A 17,847-nucleotide genomic window follows, 5' to 3' on the forward strand; every position below is an offset into this window, starting at 1 on the left:
ACCCCCGAAAATGGGACACCAATCAAAACACCTAAACCACTTGTTCCCTAAATTCTTTAGGGGATAGGTGGTTTAATTTTTCTTGAATTCGCACACAATTGTAGTAATGAATGTATTCTAGCACAATCTTTCGTACAGTTGTGCTGGATACTTTTGTTATCTTTTGTGAATAGAAAGCTTCACTTTTTAAATGACCAAAGAAGCTTTCCATGACGGCATTATCATGGCAATTTCCTCTCCGGGACATGCTGGTGATCATGCCGTTTTCTTTGGCATACGCTTGAAATTCTTTTGCTGTATAAATACTTCCTTGATCTGAGTGAAGAAGGACATCTTTTACTTTTCGCCCTCTCATTGCTTGTTTTAATGTCTTTATCGCTAATGTCAGTGTTTGTGATTCGCTGATGACACAACTAATAATTTCACGATTAAAGGCATCCATAATCGTTGATAAATACAAGGTACGCTCTCCAAATAAGAGATACGTCACATCCGTAAACCACTTTTCATTTGGTGTGGATGCATCGAATTGGCGCTCCAATCGATGAGGGGCTACCATTGGTTCCACACCATTGATATATTTCTTTTTCTTTCGACGTACTTTTGAAAGAATGTGATTTTGTCTCATGATTCGTAATACTTTTTTATGATTGACACACAGTCCCATTTTTCGAAGAGTAGCGGTCACTCTTCGATATCCATACCGGAATTTATGCCTAAGACAAACGTCCTTTACTTTCTCTTCTATACCATCTTTCAAATCTTCCGTTCGTTGTAACCAGCGATAAAATGTGGAACGGGGTAATTCTAATACGTTACACAATTCTTTTACCGTTATTTTTGTTTTTACATTTTCCCATAAAGTAACTACAGTTTCTGGTTTCAGCCCCTTTCGATTTCCAGATACTTTCCCCATACAAGTAATTTTGTTTTTAGATGTTTATTTTCTAAACGTAGCTGTTCTAATTCACTGAGCTCTTTTGGTCCTTTTCCATAAGAATATTGTTTTCCTACAGGTTGTTGAAAACGATATGTTTGATCTGTACGATACCATTTCATCCATGTCTTAATTTGGGAAACATTTTTAATTCCGAGTTTCTCCATAATTGTACGATTTGAATAGCCGTCTTTCTTCATTTCAATAACTTTCCACTTTGTTTCTTCTGGGTAATGAACTCTTGTCTTCAAACGAAAAACACCTCCATTGAATTTGCATACTTATTATGCGAATTCAATGGAGGTGTTTTTTTCATGTACCACTATTCGGGTTCACTTCAACTATCAAGGGGTTTTTCATATGATCCCGACTGGCCTCGAACCAGCGACCTCCACCCTGTCAAGGTGGCGCTCTCCCTGCTGAGCTACGGGGGAAATGTTGATTTAAAGGCATTCTTACAAGTTTGTATAAATGAAATTCTATTAAAAAAGCAATGGTTATTGTAACTTCTGTGACCATTTGTGACCACAAAATTATGTGCTTAGCTGTCTGTATAATGGTAAGGGGAATGAGATAACTCATTCCTTTTTTGATGTAGAGGGGGGATAGTTTCCACAATCAGAGGAGGACTTGTGGAGAGAATAGGCATAGGTTGGTTCAGACACATGGTATGGAAATGTTGAGTGTCCGAAAAGAAATATGAGAGCGTGGAAGCTGAAAAAGAAATAGAATCTTACGAATTAGGATTCTTGAAAGAGGAAGTTATGAACAGTCGTACGAATTGAAATCTTGCATTTTGTAAGTTATAGATAAATTTAAAATATGATATATTAAGAATCGGGTATTTAAGGGGAATCGCGATAAAAGCTTTGAAATCTATGAAGTTGAAAAAGAGATGAGCGCTTATGAGTTAGATTTCTTGAAGGAAGAGGTGATACCATCATAATTCAATTGGGAAAGCAATACAGAGTAAAGATTGAGGAAGTGGATACGTAATGAGTTTAGTATTAGCCTTTTTAATATCTTGCTTGCTCGTTTGGATTCTGAAAGGGAGCGCAAAGGAGCAAGCGAAAGAAGTAAGAAAAGAATTTGGACGACAGTTATTACCGTGGATAGTAGTTGGAGTTGTCGCTATCATGATACTTATATCAGTGGTGGCTGTACATGATTCTAATGTGCAACAAGTTCAAGAAGATAATTCATCATATTATACTCGTGATGATACTTCTGACGACAATGCTAATGAAACTTATGACAACGAGTATGATTGTGAAAAAGATATGAATGGAGTTTGGGTTGACGTTAACAGTTACTGCATCCGTGAACCATTGCTCGATAAGAAACAGGAGGTAGAGCCTATGATATTAGAAGCAGGGGAACATGTCGTAGGCGAGGATGTCATTGCAGGGGACTACAAGGTGATTTATTATTTGAAAGTCGGTAATGACTTTGCTGTATACGACTCTAATGGATTCCCTGTTGTGGAAACAACTTTAGGTAGTAGTAGCAATGTAGCATACTTCTCTTGTTCTAAGGGGTATAAAATCAAAACTCAAGAAACAGTAACGTTAATTCCAGTCGAGGAACAGGAGGAAGAATAATGACTGACCGAATGAAAAAGACTATCGTAGCAAAACTCAGAACTGGGAAGGCATTGACACCAGTCGAGAGAACAGCGCTCATCGATTTATTAAAGGAAAATGAAAATAAGTAGATTCAAAGACTCTAAATGTAAATGCGATAACTGTAGCAATACCACAACAAAAGTGGTGGAGATGGAGTCAAAAAGGTTATAGTTATGTGAAAAGTGTAACAAAGAACTCATTAAACTATTGAGTAGATAAAATCTGAAATATCAATAAGAAATTATTTACATTCTAATAAAAAATAATTAAGCTGTATAAATGTATTAATAAATAAATTAATAATTAACAAACAAAGGAGAATTATTATGTGGACTTATATTAAAGCAAAAAAATGGGGAATTTGGGCAACTATCTTTTACATTCATTCAGCAGTATTACTTTTCTTAGGTCTTGATAGAATCGGAGGATATCAAAATTCTGAAATATACACCGATACTAATAAATACGCCTATGTTGGTGGAGATGCGTATAATTACATAATCAATACTAATGTACTTACAGGTTATTTTGTGCTTAGTGCATCATTCTTTATTGCAGGTACGATGTTAATCGTAACTGGTTCAATTCTAAGAGCTGTCAAGGAAAAGTAAGTGGAGAACAAATACTTGAACCGCCCATAACATTATGTAATTAAAAAATGGACTTCCTTTAGGAGGCCTTTTTTTATCTTTATCTTTGTTTCTACATGTAAGTAGGGGTTGATAAGAGGAGGGGATGTGACCACAAAATTATGTTCTGAGCGGTCTGTATATAAATAAATACTGCTCCTTTTATAGAAGAAAAAGGAGCAGCTTATAAAGAGTGATTTTAAGGATTCAGGTATAAAACACTAAAAAATGAAAACTACTTTAAACCATTTTGTGTTTTAGATTCTAATTTATTGTTATAAAAGCTTAGTAGTGCGATTCCTTTACCAGATAAAGATTCAAATTCATATATTTTATAATTATAACTTTCGGAGGTTAATTTCCCTTCACCACCAATAAGTTTTATGCATTCCTCATATGTCATACCCAATTGCAATTGTTGAAATTCATCTAATGTAATATAAGCATCTTCGAGTTTCTGAAGTCTCTCATAACTTTGACGTAATTCTTCTTCTCTTTTTTCGTTTTCTGCTATTGCCTTCTCTTGTTGTTGTCGTTTTTTTTCTTTTTCAACCTCTTCTTTTTCTTTATTAACTTCAAAAGATAATTTATCTATACTTTCTTTGAAATCTTTAACATCTTGCTTAGAATTTAATATTCTTTTATTAATAATTTTTGCGTACATACTACCAGTACCTTCATTTTTATATGTAATACCGATTTTTTTATCGTCAGTGTATAATATATCCCCAAATATATACTCAAAGTAATGTTCAATTCCAAGTTGCTGAATTTTCCATTTATCAGGGTTATATATTTCACGGTACATATTATATTCTTTTGTAAATGCAGTGATATACATTATACCATCTGCATTCTTCAGATTGTCTAAGACTACTTTGGTATTATATTTATTACAATACGATATATTGCCCTTTTGACACATTTCATGCTGCTTTTTTTCTTGTTTTTTGTCCCACTCAAGCATATATATGCTTGAAACGACTGTAATAAGAAATACAATAATGGAAGTTACCATAGTTATAAATATTTTTTTATCAGCCTTTTTCTTTTTAATAAACCTTAGATAAAGAATAAAAATAAGTGATATTAAAAATACAATTATTGATATTGGAAAAAGTGTTAGGATACTATATTTTATTACCCATTCGAGACTCATTAAAATCATCACCTTTCATAGAAACATCCTCCTTAAATAAAAAAACATAATATATGGATTATATCAAAATAATTTATATAAAAGGCTCCTGATTATAAATTTTAAAAATAAATGAAACCTAAGGGAGAGAAATTAATTGTATAAAGGGAATAAAAAACTCCTCTGGAATAAACAGAATCCAAAGAGGAGATGATGGGATGAAAAACTATAAGCATTATCAAGATGGCGCTCTTCCAACTGAGCTACGGGAGAAACGTAGGTTTAAAGGTAAGGGTTATATAAACGAAATTCTATTAAAAAAGCAATGGTTATTGTAAGTTCTGTGACCACTGGCTTTTTTAGAGGGTTACTTGAACAAAGAAAAACCGCATCAAATATTGATTTGACACGGTTTCTAACTGTATGCTCCCGGAGCGGCTCGAACTCACGACTTCAACCCTGTCAAGGTGGAGGTGTGTTTTTTACTTTTCTTCCTGCATTATAAATTTCCAAAAACGTTTTAATTCTTCACGTTTTTGGGTTGGTGCAAACTTTATATCTTTTAGCCATTGATCTAGTTCTATATTATTTTCGTCCTCTTTAACATTAAAATCTCGCCCTAGAAGAAAATCAGTAGATACATTAAAGTAATCTGCTATACGTATCAAGGTATTGTAATCAGGTTGGCGTTCATTACGTTCATACATACCAATTGTACTTTCACTTAGTTGAAGCGATTGTGCAAGTTCTTTTTGAGTAATTCCTTTTTGTTTTCTTAAATCACGAATTATATTTCCAAACGTTTTCATTCTATCACCTGATAATATATTAACACAATATGTGTTAATATATTAAAGTTTTTAAAAATTGATAATTAAAATCTATTGACAACACATTTTGTGCGGTTTATATTTTAAGTAACAACACAAAATGTGGTTTTAGGGGTGAGAACATATGAACTATGAAAGAGTAGCTGAAAATCTAATTAATTTAAGAAATGAGAGATCTAGAGAAGAGGTGGCAAAAGCGGTGGGAATCAGTATTAGTACATTGCAGATGTATGAAAACGGACAGAGAATCCCACGAGATAATATAAAAATAAAATTAGCGAATTTCTATGGTGTTTCAGTCCAAACAATTTTTTTTGATTCAGAACAACACGAAATGTGTTGAATAATGTTAGATTTTTAAGGTGATGTAATGATTTTTTATAAATGTAAGCTTAGAAAGTGTTTTAGGAAATTTTACATACAAAAATACTTTTTATCATTATATATAAATTATAGGGGTGTATTTACATGAACATGAAAACATTTGAAATGCGTGAAAAACGTTTAGCAGAACTACTAGGTGCAAAAGTACTATGGGAATTTATAAGTGCCGTAACAGAGGAAATAGAAAAGCAAGAATTAGAGTCTACACCAGGTTTGTTAGAAGATCTATTTATACATGTGAAAGAAACCATTCAAATTCAAAATATGAATCAACGCATAACAAAAGCCTCTGTAAAAACTGAGGCTGGTAGTATAGATAAAGAGACCTTATATATGGAAGCATATGTAGAATTAATTAATCATAAGTTTGTTATTTCTGAATTAGCTGTAGAGCTTTCATCTGTTCTAAAAGAATTAAATTGTTTTGTTCAATCATCTTTGCCACAGCTTCAAAGTAAGCTTGATTCTCAAGAACCTCAATCTGCTTCTCTTTAGGGAGTGATTGAAGTATTTCTTTAATTTCTTTACACTCGTATATGTTATTCTCCGAGTCTTCGATTAATTTATTGCGACGATTGGTGTATTCAAGTGCACCTAAAGTCGCTAATGCGCGAGGGTCTAATCCTAGAATTTCCATGTATTCCTCTCCTTTCCTCTACAAATAATTCGATAGGGGAAAGGAGATTCCTTTAGTAATTTGGTAGAGTCTTTATACAGTTATACAAATTGTTAATGATTAGTGGATGTATTATCTAGTAGGAATGTAGTAGAAATAGACTTTAAAAATTCCTTAAAGATAATGAGAAGAAAGGAGAATCCAGTAAATTAAAATCCTTTCCCTAAGTAATCTTCATATGAAATGGTTATTTACTTTTATTATAAATTTAAAATTAGATTCTTTGATGAAGAGTAGATAGACATATGGAATAGAGGATGAATTAGCAGTTAAATTAGTATGATTTTTATGGAAGAATAATAGTATAGTTAAAGTTTTTTAATGAATTCAATTTCATTATCTAATAATAATGGACGAGTTAAGTGTGAAGAGTTTTCTTCAACCTGAGTAGAATTTTTTGCACCAGGAATCGCAACTGAAACGGCTGGGTGGCTTAAAACATAACGTAAGGCAATTTGCGCTAGACTTCGATTTGATCTTATAAGCGAACGTAATTTCTCTACCGTGTTTAAGCTATCTTTAAACCACTTTTCTTTTGGCCAATCTTTTCTTAAATCATCGTCTGGAAATCGAGTTTCATGATTAAATTTCCCCGTTAAAATTCCCATTTTTAGTGGACCTCTTATCACAGCACCTAAATTATGTTGTTCAATAAAAGGAAGGATATCTTTTTCAGGTTCTTTATTTAAAATACTATAATCAAATTGCACAACATCTAAATCATCATTCTGATTAAAATGTTTAATATAATCTAAATCATTAGTAGAAACACCAACTGCTCTCACTTTACCAGATTTTTTTAAGGTTTGGAAAGCTTGTAAAAAGGCTTCTGTTTCTTCAGGTTTATCCCACCAAATATGACAAAAGTACACATCTATATAATCCGTTTTAAGCCGCAGTAAACTAGCATCAAACGCATCAATGACCTTTTGGGGATTTCCATAAACGGCTGGTTGATTGGAATCATAATGATGACCAATTAATCCACCTTTTGTAGAAAGAATAATATCCTGCCTATGTTTATGTATAGCTTTTGAAACGAGTGTTTCACTATGACCAAGCCCATAAACATCAGCAGTATCAATAAAATTAACCCCTAGATCAATTGCTTTCTCAATTGCATCAATGGATTCATTATCTTTTACTGCTCCCCATTCATCTCCACCAATCGCCCAAGAACCAAATCCTATCTCTGAAACTATTAATCCCGTGTTACCTAATAACCTATATTCCATTATGTACGGACTCCTCCTTTTCAGTTTATATTATTAGAAATATATATAGCGACCAGTTGGAATATTCTTGAATTTGTTTTCGGGATATAAATTAGAATTATTTAATCCTCTTTTTATAAGTATTTTTGATAAGTATTATTGAGAGCTTATGAGACTAAGAATATTAAGGAAAAGATTGCTTTTTAATAAAGTACGTCCTGTTGAGAATACGGATATGCAATTATGCATATCCGTATTTATTATTTTTATAGTAATAAAATCTAATATATAATTAAAAAGTTTTTTAATAAATTGTTTAGGAGATGCGAGTATGAAGAAAGTCATAGGACTTATAGTGTCATTATTTTTATTATTTTCTACCTATGCACCAACATTTACAGAAGCAGCTGAAGTTTTAAATAAAGTTGGCTGGGTTAAAGAAAATGAGAATTGGTACTATTATCAAAAAGATGGAAGTAAGCAAAGAGATAACATTACTTTAGATGGAGTAGAGTACTCCTTTTTTAAAGATGGAAGGCTAGTTGAAGGGAGAAAGCAAGCAGGGAAAGACACTTTATATTATAGTGAACCTGGTAAACTAAAGACCGGATGGAGTTTTTCTGCAACTTCATGGAGCTATTTAAAAGATGGGAAGTATGTGACAGGAACATTTACCTATCAAGGAAAACCATTTGAAATAAATAAGTACGGAGATATGGAAAAGGGATGGGTGACCCTTCGTTCTGCTGTTAAAAGAATCTATCCAAAGCCAGAAACAAAATTTCTATTTAAATCTAAACCTGTAAAGGATGGGGATGTCTTAGAGGTCATTTCAAAGCAGGGCTTATGGTATCAGGTCAAATATCAAGGAGAAGTCGGTTATGTTCGGATATTTGAATCTGTTGTGATTGGTGAATCACCAGTTCGTTCATGGGATGTAACAAAGGAAGCAACGAATTTGTCTCATTTTATGATAACTGAGTATCATAAAGATCCTGAAAAATACTTTCCGGCCAATATTCAAAAGAAATTTGATAAACAACTAGATAGTGATTTAGCTCTTCTAGCGAATGGATTAAAATGGATTGATCAATTAAAAGAAGCACTTTATTTAGATAATAAACAGGGGTGGGTACAAGAAGAAGGAAAATGGACGTATTATAAAAAAGACGGGCAAAGAATAACTGGTTTCCAAGCGATTGATGGGAAACGTTATTATTTTGGTACCGATGGGTTTATGCAAACGGGATGGGTACATACAAATGGATCAGATTATTATCTGGGAACCGATGGCGTAGTGCAGACCGGAATCCAACATATTGATGGGAAAATCTATTACTTTAGTCCATTAGGTAATGTACAATCAGGTTTTACAAATGTTGATGGGAAACCATATTATTTTGATGCTTCTCATGAGTCAAAAAATGGTTGGATGAAGCAAGAGTTTAGTTGGTACTTATTACAGCCTTCAGGTGCATTACAAACAGGAGATTTTACATATAAAGACAAGAAATTTTCCTTTAATCAAGACGGAGAAATGATTAAAGGGTGGGTTACATTAGAATCCCTTGTTAAAAAAGTATATCCAGAGCCAGATTTAAGAAAAGTATTGCGTGCAAAACGTGTAAATAATGGTGAAGTGATAGAAGTAACTGGGAAAATTGGCTCTTGGTATGAGGTGAATTATCAAGGAGAAAAAGGATACGTGCGTATCCATGATGCCATTATTTTCGATCAGGAGGCTAAAAGTCCACTTACTTTGCTTGATGGAAAAGTAAAGATATTTGAAGGAGTATTAGATTATTTAAAAAGTGACGAACCATTCATAAATAACGCGATTAAAATTTTAGAAGAGGAAGAACAGCGTTGGTTAGATGATGCAGAGACCTGGGAGAGTATTTCTAGTAACATAAACAATGCAAAGCAAGATGCACAGTATAAAATGCAATTGATGAAAGAATCACATGATAAATTGCAAGAATTAGTGAATGCAATGAAAGGTGACATTAAAAATTTAACGGTCACTCAAAGAAAAGAGCTATTTAAACTGCTTGGAAATACGAGAGATGATGTTCTAGCGTATGGAAAAGAGTGGATGGGATTTAGTTCTGATGTATATACTACTATACTCCAAAACTATGGAGAGCTTTATCAAGCCTATGCGGATTACTACAAAGCATTAGATGTAGTTTCTGGTAAATGGTCAGACTTTTTAAAAGATGTCGCTGATGCAACAGTTGAAATCGAAAAAAATCATCGTAAGTTAGCTGAAGGGCTTTCGGGTGTAGTTAAAGACTTAGGGCCAGTCGTAAATAGTTCCATTCGCTGGAAACATTCCATAGATGAGGCGAAACCTGGGATGGAGGAACTTGTACAAGTAACTAGAAAAAACGCTCCAGTCATTGCACAAGACTTACAAGCATTAGATGCGAAAGTCCCAGGATTCTTCACTGATTTCAATATGGGAATAGATCTTGCAAATATCTTTATGGACTCGGCCAATAAAATAGCAAGACATAAAGTTGATGTATCTGCTGCAGCTAGAAATATTGGTAATATTGATTTAAGTAGTGCATTGTATGATTTGGGTGGAGATCCATCTCGCATTTATAATCGTGCAAATGATGGAGATTTATCATTCGTATTGGGTATTACACCAATAATTGGTACAGGAAAAGAAATTGGACAACTTATCAAAGGTGAAGACTTAGTAACAGGTCAAAAATACAGTCCTGACGATTATGCATGGGGCACCTTGGCCGTCGTATCTGGTGGTACAACACGAGTTGTTGGTAAAGTTGTAGGGAAGATTGGCGATCTTGAAAAGAAAGGAAAGGCACTAGAAGCAGCTGCTAAAGGTGGTCGTTCAGGAGAGATTGTTCTTGATAAGGTTCAAACATATGAACAAGCAAGAAATAAAGCAATGAGCTTATTGGGGGATTTTGGGGCAGATTCACAACCATTTATAGGAACAATGGAAAAAAGCGCTGGTTATGGTAAAATTGTTGGCAGAGAGACAGCTGATCATAAAGCAAGATGGCGATTAGATTATGACCCTAGTAAAGGGATGCATATAAATGTAGAAGATTTTAGAAATGGAAAAAAAGATAAAGCAATTAAATATGCAATTCCTTTTGAAGGAGACGAAGAAACCTTTAAATCATTATTAAAATATCTAAATAAATGAGGTAATAAAATGGCAACATTGTTGGAAGAGTGTATTGAAGCATTAGGTGAAGACATTGAAATTTTAGAGAATACTCAAGGAAAAATGGTAGTAAAAAGTTTTGAAAATGCATTCCCTATTACACAATGGGGGAGAGTAGATTGGTCCAACATTGAAAACTATGGTGATTTATATAATGAGGATGAAATAAAATTATATCTACAGAACTGTTTTGGAACATATTCTCAGACAGTATATATTATTTGGGATAATGCTAGAGTACCAGTAATCAAAACAAATTTACATCAAGTTTTAAATGTAATATATGATGTTACAGCTGTTAGTTTTGATACCTGGATATATTCACCAGATATGGGGTATGTCATTGAGTATCATCATGATGGTGATATACGTATTGGAGACGTAAAAAATATTGTTAAATAAATAGATTTTTATAAACAAACGTAGGATCATTGATTCCTACGTTTGTTTAGTATTAAGTAAAAACTTAATCACCAGAGAGTATTAGAAAATAAGGGTAACTGTAACTATGAACGATTCTAGATGGCCTAATGAAGATGGATAGGTCAAAATGGTCCATAGTGTAAATGGTGTGGAATTACATTATGTTAAAAATACAAAAACTGGTGAATTTGATGATTTTAAATTTAGAGATAAAAAATAAATAAGGGGCGTTTATTATGAAAGTAACTTGTTTGTACAACATTGGAGATTATCTAACAAAGGCAACCGAGGAAATATTTAACTTAGTTATTAAGAAGGAGTATATTGTTTATGGCATATGTAAGTTACAAAGTGGTGAATTAACATACTTAATCTTAGGAGAACGTGAAAATATGCCATCATGGTATCCAGCAGAATTATTTAAAATATCTGATGCGTTACAACCTATAGAATGGTATTGTGCAGAACACAGACATGTCAAAGATACGACTATAGATTATATATGGGGATATAAAGAGCTAGCCTTGGATGATACACATGCTCTTGGTTTAATAGAAAGAGAGAGTAAAGATATGGCACTATTTTTAAAGCGTAAAGCTGAAATTGATGAATTTGAGGAATTGTAATAGTAAGTGAATGAATTGCTTAACCCATAAAAAAACGTAGGAATTAAATATTTCTACGTTTTTTGTACATAACATCTAAATAAACAGTTTATTTTTGAAAAAGTTGAAAGATGGTATTTATATTGGCGCGGATATTTATTACAATGTACTCTATAGAAAAAAGTAGCTGCAAGTGCAACCACTTTTTTCACAAAAACATTATTATTTAAATAACACCTCTAGCGTAAACTTGCGCTTAATGGTACTTGAGAATAAACTGTGAAATTGTTACCATAAGTACCGTGTCTTGAAAATGAGGAAGAAATTGAGCCGTTCCAACTTTTGTAGGTAGCCCCAGATGTATCTGTTCTTAGAAGTACATTTGAAAAGCTAGCTTGGCTAAAGGAGTTACGTCCAGTATCTTCAACCCCCTGAACCATTTTTACTGGTTCATATTGAGAAAATGAGCCATATACAGGCTGATTTGCATATCTAGGGTTTCCATTTACATACATAGTAACCGTACCATTTCCATTATTAACTAGTTTAAGATTTACTCGATCACCATCTTTAATTGATGCATCATACTGTGTGTTCCAATACTTACTGTTTTGACCTGATTCATTATATCCTGAATTTAGAAATACTTTATATCCACTTGGTGTTTTGGAAATACCACCCTCAACTTTAGATGCTCCAATACCTAAATACCAATTCACATATCCATCTTTAACAACAACTGATTTTGGTAGATTTATATCAGCTGCAATTCCGGTATAGGTACTATTTGTAACACTTTTTACAGCACCTTCTGTAGCAGCAAAACTAGTAGTTGAAAACATTGATAGAGAAATTAGAAGTGAACCAACTAGATACTTCATTTTTTTCTTACTTTTTCTTAATACTTGATTCATTTTAGATCCCCCATATTTTAAATTATTAAATTGTATGGAAAGTTGGCCAACTAACTACAACTTACAAATTAAAGATATATCAGGTTTTATTTAATGTATATATTTTCCTGTTATAAGTCATTGAAATGTCAAATAAATTTAATCGTTCATATTTATCAATATAGATGGAGTTGACAGAATAAAGTAGTATGTCTATTTAAGTGTAAGAAGATTTTGTTAAAAAATATAAAAACTTATAAGTGTGTTGGGGATAGTATGTACTACGATTCATTTAGGGGAGAGAAATATGGAATGAATATAGTTTTTTCAATGGGTACATCTGAAATATTTAGAAATAGATTAAAAACAAAGGAAATAAATGAATCGTTTTTGTTAAGGAATTCATTGAAATAATTCGTAGATGAAAGGAAATATATGATTTATAAGACATGGATTTCCTATTTAAAAGAAGAAAGGGGATCCAGCTATGGGAATTACAAATACAAGATCGAAGTTAGATAATGCAGCTATTGAAGAGGCTATAGAGGCATTAAAAGAGGAAAATGAATGTTTACGTATGGAAATCGATTACTTAAAAAAGCTAAAGGCCTTCGTTCAAAAAGAGATGGAATTACAGAACAAGACAAAGCAAAAGTAATTTATCTTACAAAATTCGAAAGTATGAAACAGATTAAGATAGTATTAGATAATTATATACTTCATTACAATCGCAAAAAAATCAAAGTAAAGTTAAAAGGAATGAGTCCAGTACAATACCGGACTCACATTGAAACAGCCGCTAATTTTTTGTTTAAATCTTCAGGTCCAGTTCATCATAGGTAATCGATTGTTGGCTTGCTACGCTTAGTGAGTGTTATTCTTTAACTCATCTCATATGACGTTAGTTTAAGTATTGAGAGTAAAAGAATAGGAATAGAAAAATTAATGTTTTGCTAAATAATCTATTAAAGAAACTTAAAGGAATAACAAGTTCTCCTATTGTAAGGATTTTAAGTTTATCCTTATTTAGTCCTTTTATTAATTCTTTTAATGTTTGGAAGTTTATTTTATTAACGAAAGACCAACTTGGCACAGCTTTTGTATCTGAACCTATTTTGAAAATGATATGAATACTATGTGCATGAAAACCGCTTATTATTAAAATAAGCATAAATCCTAAAATAATGAACCATGTCATTTTTCAACACCTCCTTTCAGTATTTAATATTAAGATATTAAAACTGTTGAGAAAGTGTGCTATTGTCCATGAAAAATATTGAGAAATTGTTGAGGGAACGTTGAAAATGTTGAGATGCTATGGATTGTAGCGGAGTTAATAATGCTTGTTATATTATATGTGTGAACAAGGAAATAGGAAAGAGAACAGTTGCGGAGACTGTTCTCTTAAGGAGCGGAAGTGCTGAACATTTTACAATGACAATGATTCAAGCCTTCCGTTAATAGTATGTGTAAATATTTATAATCTATACAAGCAAGGCGGCTATTAAAAATAGCCGTCTTGCCTCAGGGAGAATTCAAGAAAAATAGAGATTTATTATGGATACAGATTGGCTGTTACAGCTTATTTTTAGTATTAGCAGGGGTTGAATAAATTATTCATAAGTTAAGATCTTACTTCATCATAGAGTGAGTGACATACAAAGTAAAAAGAGCACTTTTTAAAAGTGCTCTTTTTAAGGTGTGTATTAGGACTTGAAAGAGGCATCAATGACAATTTAGAAGGAGATATCTCTATACAACATATGGAGGTGCTATGAAAGGGTGACGATAAAAAATAAAAAGAGCAGTTAGAATGAACTAACTGCTCAACTCCAGGGGAATTGGAGACTTGGTTTTTCTAGTATTAACAAACTTAAGGTGTATTATACGAAAGTAGATATAGAGGGTTAATTATTAATATTGTATGAGTGCATTTCATTCTTTAAATAGTGTCCCTCCGTTAGTAACATGAGACTCTCCAATCTCTCCAATTTCCTCAACAGGAATAAGTGGTAAATTATTATTAACTGGTTCATTATTCCTGTTCATAGCATTATAGATGAATTGTGCGTACTGTTCTCTAGATACCTTCATATAAGGACTATAGTCATTATTACCTGTCCCTTTCGCAATCTGGTTGGAATGAATAGCATGAATGGCATCTTTTGCCCAATATCCATTCGGTATATCTTTAAATATAAATGCTCCCGTTGCTTTTAGCTGGAAAGCCTTCGTTAATACAGAAGCCATTTCAGCACGCGTTAAAGTATCCTTAGGGCGGAAGTTACCATGTTCATCTCCAGTGAAGATTCCTAAGTTTGTGAGAGATAAAATCTCCTTTGAGTAATGGGTTGTGAGAGAATTGATATCTGAATAAGGATTAGTATATGTTTCTTTATTTTCTGGTTTGAGGTAATTGTACATAAGAATGGCGACTTGTTCTCGTGTTACATCATCCCCAAAGCCAAATATCCCATTTCCGTATCCAGATAGGATCTGTTTTTCTTTTAAGTCACGTATTGCTGTAAATGACCAATGGTTTTGTGGTACATCAGTAAAGGATTCTTCAGCATGGGCAGTATAATGTCCAACTCCAAGTATTGTTAAGGTACTAATAGATAGTGCAGTGCATAATTTAACTAATTTTCTTTTCATAACATTTCCTCCGTAAAAGCGATATATTTAATAAGTATACTGAAACCTATTATAATTATATATAAATATAATAGGTTTGATAGATGTATTTATGTAGATGTAGAATATAATGGTGCCATATTTACAAAATTGAAAGATAGAGCAGTAACTAGATTTGGTTATAATATTTTTAATTTAATAAATAGGAAAGTGGATACAGAGATATACGGTTTATGAAAAAAATGTACAGTTAATGAATTGAATATTCTGAAAATAACAAGTACTATAGTTATATAGATATTAATAGGGAGGGGATGTATTTGATTAAGGAAGTAAGTAATATCAATAATGAAAAAGAGGATTTTTATATTGATCAGGGCAAACTTAATCTAGGATTTAACCTCTTTGAAGCAATAATGGAATCTATTGATGATGCTTTTGATGCTACTATAGGAGGGAACATTTTTAAAGTAGGAAGTCAAGTACGCATATATATTTATCAAGAGACATTTAAGGAAATAGTTAATGAAAATGAACTTGAATCAAGTAGATATTCTTATGCTATTTTGGATAATGGCCCAGGCACAAATGTTAGTGGAATTTTTGATTTTGGAAAAATTAAAAAGGAAAGGTACCCTAACAGATATGCCTTAAATAATTTGAATGGAATATTTCATTATGGATTAGTCTCTCATCTTAACATTGCAAACAGATTAAACTTCTATTCAAGAGAATGGGATAAAGATTGGTGGTTAAATAGTTTAGAATATAATGTATTTACTCGAAAAGCAATGTCATATATAGGAAAGGTAACCCCTTTTATTTCAGATAATGTATATGTTAATGATTTAAATAGATCAGAATTTGAAGCACGAACGTTGGTACATGTTCAAGGGGTAAGAAAGTCTGTATTAGGTGCAGATGACTTGGAAGAACTGGAAATAAAATTGACAAAACAATTAGGTATAACATACCGCCATTATATTGAGCAGGGTAAGAAAATATTTGTTAATGATAAAGAGGTATTACCTCTAGATCCGTTTATGCAAGATTATAATTTTGTTGAATTAGGGGTGGAATCAGAGTTATTTCACTCATTTGAGATTTCTCTTACTGAGCTATTGAAGGTTGAAGAAGATGAAATTGTTAAGAAGGAGATACTAAATGATTTTAAGGATTTATTTGAAGATGAGAGTGAATTGCTAAATCAATTTATCACTGTTAACATGTATCATTTAAATTTAGATCTCAGAAAAGGCGAGAAAAAAAGATTAGCAGGACAAGAACCTAATATTATAATGCCAAATGGAGCAGATTCTGGTTTTTATATAAAACGTAATCTTCGTTATATAGGAACAGCCGCTAAATTATTAAATATTTGTAGCAATCATAATACATTTAACTATTTTAGAGCAGAAATATTATTCAGCCCAATATTTGATGGTTTTTTTGGGATCCAGGTAAATAAGAATAAATATGATATAAAAAGTAGCTTAGGCACTCTAATAGTTAAAAAGATTGAAGAGAAAATTGGAAGTCTGTATACATACATGGTTAACTATAAAAATAATAAAGATAAGGGGAAGTTAAACAATCCCGTTCCGATTGAAGTGGAATTAAAAAAACAGTTGGAAATTACAAAAAAGAGAGCTAATTATTTGGTCAAAACCCATGCCGAAGCAATTGATATTGGAGTACAAGGCGAATTACCAAAAGAAGCAGAAGATGCAATAAAAATATTATACGAAGCTTCAGAAGAATTATTGAATAAATCTAATCATTTAAATGAATTGAAAGGCTCGTGTTGTAATCCTACTAAAGAAGAAGTACTAGTTGTTGAAGAGTCTGCTCAACAGTTAATAAGTAAAGTTATAATTTTAGTTCAGGATGCAGAAGAGGTATTAATAAGGTTAGAATCAGCAATTTCAATAAGGAATGAAGTATTGGTAGAATCATCGAAAAAATTAAAACAACGGATTAGTGTAGCATTAAATTCTGATAGAAAGATTTTACAAACTGATGATATTGTTTATAAAAAGGGGTATCAAGGTTTCATTCTGGAGCCCTTGAATGAGGTTCAACTTTATGGAGTATTATTAACCATGATGCAGCATTATCCAAACCATTTTGACTTTGTTTTACTGGATTACAGTGAGAATGACCATCTAGATTGTTTAGTAAAGGTAAAAAAACTTGAACTATACAATCAATTAAATTTGAGGGAGCGTTTTGAAAATCAGTGGGATGATGAATGGGATAATTTTTTAATAGAAAATCAAGGTGGATTTAGCTTTGTCGAATTAAAATATCTGCTAGGGGATAAAAAAGAACTTGGGCATTCATTTACACTGGTATCACACTTAATTTGTTGGGACTTCTCAAATAATAATATTAATGAATTTATTGCTGTAGATGGAAAATATAAACTTTCAAAAGATAGGAAGTTTTTATTACACAATGATAAAAGAAAAAAAATAAAAATTATTTGTTTAAAGGATTTCATAGAAGAAATGTTTAGTAAAGAAATTTCGTCTTCTCAGGAAACATTAAATATGTATTTAAGTATATAAAAAATGTTTTCCAATCTGATTTTTAAAGGTATAAGCAAGGAAAGGAGTCTGCTGTTGCAGACTCCTTAAAGGCTTCTTCGT

General features: G+C 32.2%; 17 protein-coding genes and 1 tRNA gene. 10 read left to right on the forward strand and 8 right to left on the reverse strand.

Features of this window, described 5'->3' with window-relative positions; translation table 11 throughout:
• Positions 1-31: 31 nt before the first annotated feature.
• Both ACZ76X_RS18505 and ACZ76X_RS18510 read right to left on the reverse strand, forming a co-directional pair.
• A protein-coding gene (locus ACZ76X_RS18505; RefSeq protein WP_479851302.1) for an IS3 family transposase occupies positions 32-1,188 on the reverse strand; the annotation gives its coding sequence in 2 pieces (ribosomal slippage) (positions 32-936 and positions 936-1,188; 1,158 coding nt in all).
• A gap of 113 nt (positions 1,189-1,301) precedes the next feature.
• A tRNA-Val gene (locus tag ACZ76X_RS18510) sits at positions 1,302-1,368 on the reverse strand.
• Between the two features lie 564 nt (positions 1,369-1,932).
• Here ACZ76X_RS18510 and ACZ76X_RS18515 point away from each other — a divergent pair.
• On the forward strand, positions 1,933-2,538 hold the full coding sequence (locus ACZ76X_RS18515) for a hypothetical protein (RefSeq protein ID WP_479851303.1): 606 nt from the start codon (positions 1,933-1,935) through the stop codon (positions 2,536-2,538).
• 362 nt (positions 2,539-2,900) lie between these two features.
• On the forward strand, positions 2,901-3,173 hold the full coding sequence (locus tag ACZ76X_RS18520) for a hypothetical protein (RefSeq protein WP_479851365.1): 273 nt from the start codon (positions 2,901-2,903) through the stop codon (positions 3,171-3,173).
• Between the two features lie 253 nt (positions 3,174-3,426).
• On the opposite strand, the gene ACZ76X_RS18525 is transcribed toward ACZ76X_RS18520, so the two are convergent.
• Positions 3,427-4,350, reverse strand: a complete 924-nt coding sequence (locus tag ACZ76X_RS18525; protein ID WP_479851304.1) for a hypothetical protein — start codon at positions 4,348-4,350, stop codon at positions 3,427-3,429.
• A gap of 461 nt (positions 4,351-4,811) precedes the next feature.
• Positions 4,812-5,138, reverse strand: coding sequence for a helix-turn-helix domain-containing protein (locus tag ACZ76X_RS18530; RefSeq protein WP_098828696.1), 327 nt, complete (start codon positions 5,136-5,138; stop codon positions 4,812-4,814).
• Positions 5,139-5,283: 145 nt separating this feature from the next.
• Between ACZ76X_RS18530 and ACZ76X_RS18535 the strand changes: the two genes are divergently transcribed.
• Both ACZ76X_RS18535 and ACZ76X_RS18540 read left to right on the forward strand, forming a co-directional pair.
• Positions 5,284-5,502, forward strand: a complete 219-nt coding sequence (locus tag ACZ76X_RS18535; RefSeq protein ID WP_327973960.1) for a helix-turn-helix transcriptional regulator — start codon at positions 5,284-5,286, stop codon at positions 5,500-5,502.
• A 125-nt stretch (positions 5,503-5,627) separates the two neighbouring features.
• Positions 5,628-6,038, forward strand: a complete 411-nt coding sequence (locus ACZ76X_RS18540; RefSeq protein WP_479851305.1) for a hypothetical protein — start codon at positions 5,628-5,630, stop codon at positions 6,036-6,038.
• 489 nt (positions 6,039-6,527) lie between these two features.
• Here ACZ76X_RS18540 and ACZ76X_RS18545 read toward each other — a convergent pair whose 3' ends face one another.
• Positions 6,528-7,454, reverse strand: a complete 927-nt coding sequence (locus ACZ76X_RS18545; RefSeq protein WP_479851306.1) for an aldo/keto reductase — start codon at positions 7,452-7,454, stop codon at positions 6,528-6,530.
• A gap of 310 nt (positions 7,455-7,764) precedes the next feature.
• Here ACZ76X_RS18545 and ACZ76X_RS18550 point away from each other — a divergent pair, with 310 nt between their 5' ends.
• The 3 genes from ACZ76X_RS18550 (at position 7,765) to ACZ76X_RS18560 (ending at position 11,690) form a co-directional block, all read left to right on the forward strand.
• The gene (locus ACZ76X_RS18550; protein ID WP_479851307.1) at positions 7,765-10,620 is read left to right on the forward strand and encodes a pre-toxin TG domain-containing protein; all 2,856 of its coding nucleotides are present in this window, start codon (positions 7,765-7,767) and stop codon (positions 10,618-10,620) included.
• A 9-nt stretch (positions 10,621-10,629) separates the two neighbouring features.
• On the forward strand, positions 10,630-11,043 hold the full coding sequence (locus tag ACZ76X_RS18555; protein WP_000212604.1) for a CDI toxin immunity protein: 414 nt from the start codon (positions 10,630-10,632) through the stop codon (positions 11,041-11,043).
• Between the two features lie 257 nt (positions 11,044-11,300).
• On the forward strand, positions 11,301-11,690 hold the full coding sequence (locus ACZ76X_RS18560) for a hypothetical protein (protein ID WP_071758251.1): 390 nt from the start codon (positions 11,301-11,303) through the stop codon (positions 11,688-11,690).
• A 218-nt stretch (positions 11,691-11,908) separates the two neighbouring features.
• Here the strand turns inward: ACZ76X_RS18560 and ACZ76X_RS18565 are convergent, their stop codons facing one another.
• Entirely contained in the window at positions 11,909-12,583 is a 675-nt protein-coding gene (locus ACZ76X_RS18565; RefSeq protein WP_479851308.1) for a hypothetical protein, read from the reverse strand.
• A gap of 466 nt (positions 12,584-13,049) precedes the next feature.
• Between ACZ76X_RS18565 and ACZ76X_RS18570 the strand changes: the two genes are divergently transcribed.
• Positions 13,050-13,220 (forward strand): hypothetical protein, encoded by a 171-nt coding sequence (locus tag ACZ76X_RS18570; RefSeq protein ID WP_167519271.1) that lies wholly within the window; start codon positions 13,050-13,052, stop codon positions 13,218-13,220.
• Between the two features lie 23 nt (positions 13,221-13,243).
• A complete protein-coding gene (locus tag ACZ76X_RS18575) occupies positions 13,244-13,405 on the forward strand; it encodes an IS3 family transposase (protein ID WP_479851366.1) in 162 nt (53 codons plus the stop codon).
• A 58-nt stretch (positions 13,406-13,463) separates the two neighbouring features.
• Here ACZ76X_RS18575 and ACZ76X_RS18580 read toward each other — a convergent pair whose 3' ends face one another.
• Both ACZ76X_RS18580 and ACZ76X_RS18585 read right to left on the reverse strand, forming a co-directional pair.
• On the reverse strand, positions 13,464-13,760 hold the full coding sequence (locus ACZ76X_RS18580) for a hypothetical protein (RefSeq protein ID WP_000219733.1): 297 nt from the start codon (positions 13,758-13,760) through the stop codon (positions 13,464-13,466).
• Between the two features lie 737 nt (positions 13,761-14,497).
• Complete coding sequence (locus tag ACZ76X_RS18585) at positions 14,498-15,217, reverse strand: S-layer homology domain-containing protein (protein ID WP_479851309.1); 720 nt, start codon at positions 15,215-15,217, stop codon at positions 14,498-14,500.
• Between the two features lie 299 nt (positions 15,218-15,516).
• Here ACZ76X_RS18585 and ACZ76X_RS18590 point away from each other — a divergent pair, with 299 nt between their 5' ends.
• Positions 15,517-17,766 carry a hypothetical protein gene (locus ACZ76X_RS18590; protein WP_479851310.1) on the forward strand — a complete coding sequence of 750 codons (2,250 nt, stop codon included), beginning with the start codon at positions 15,517-15,519 and terminating at the stop codon, positions 17,764-17,766.
• The last annotated feature ends 81 nt before the right edge of the window (positions 17,767-17,847 follow it).

The organism is Bacillus sp. BC05(2025) (assembly GCF_056725905.1).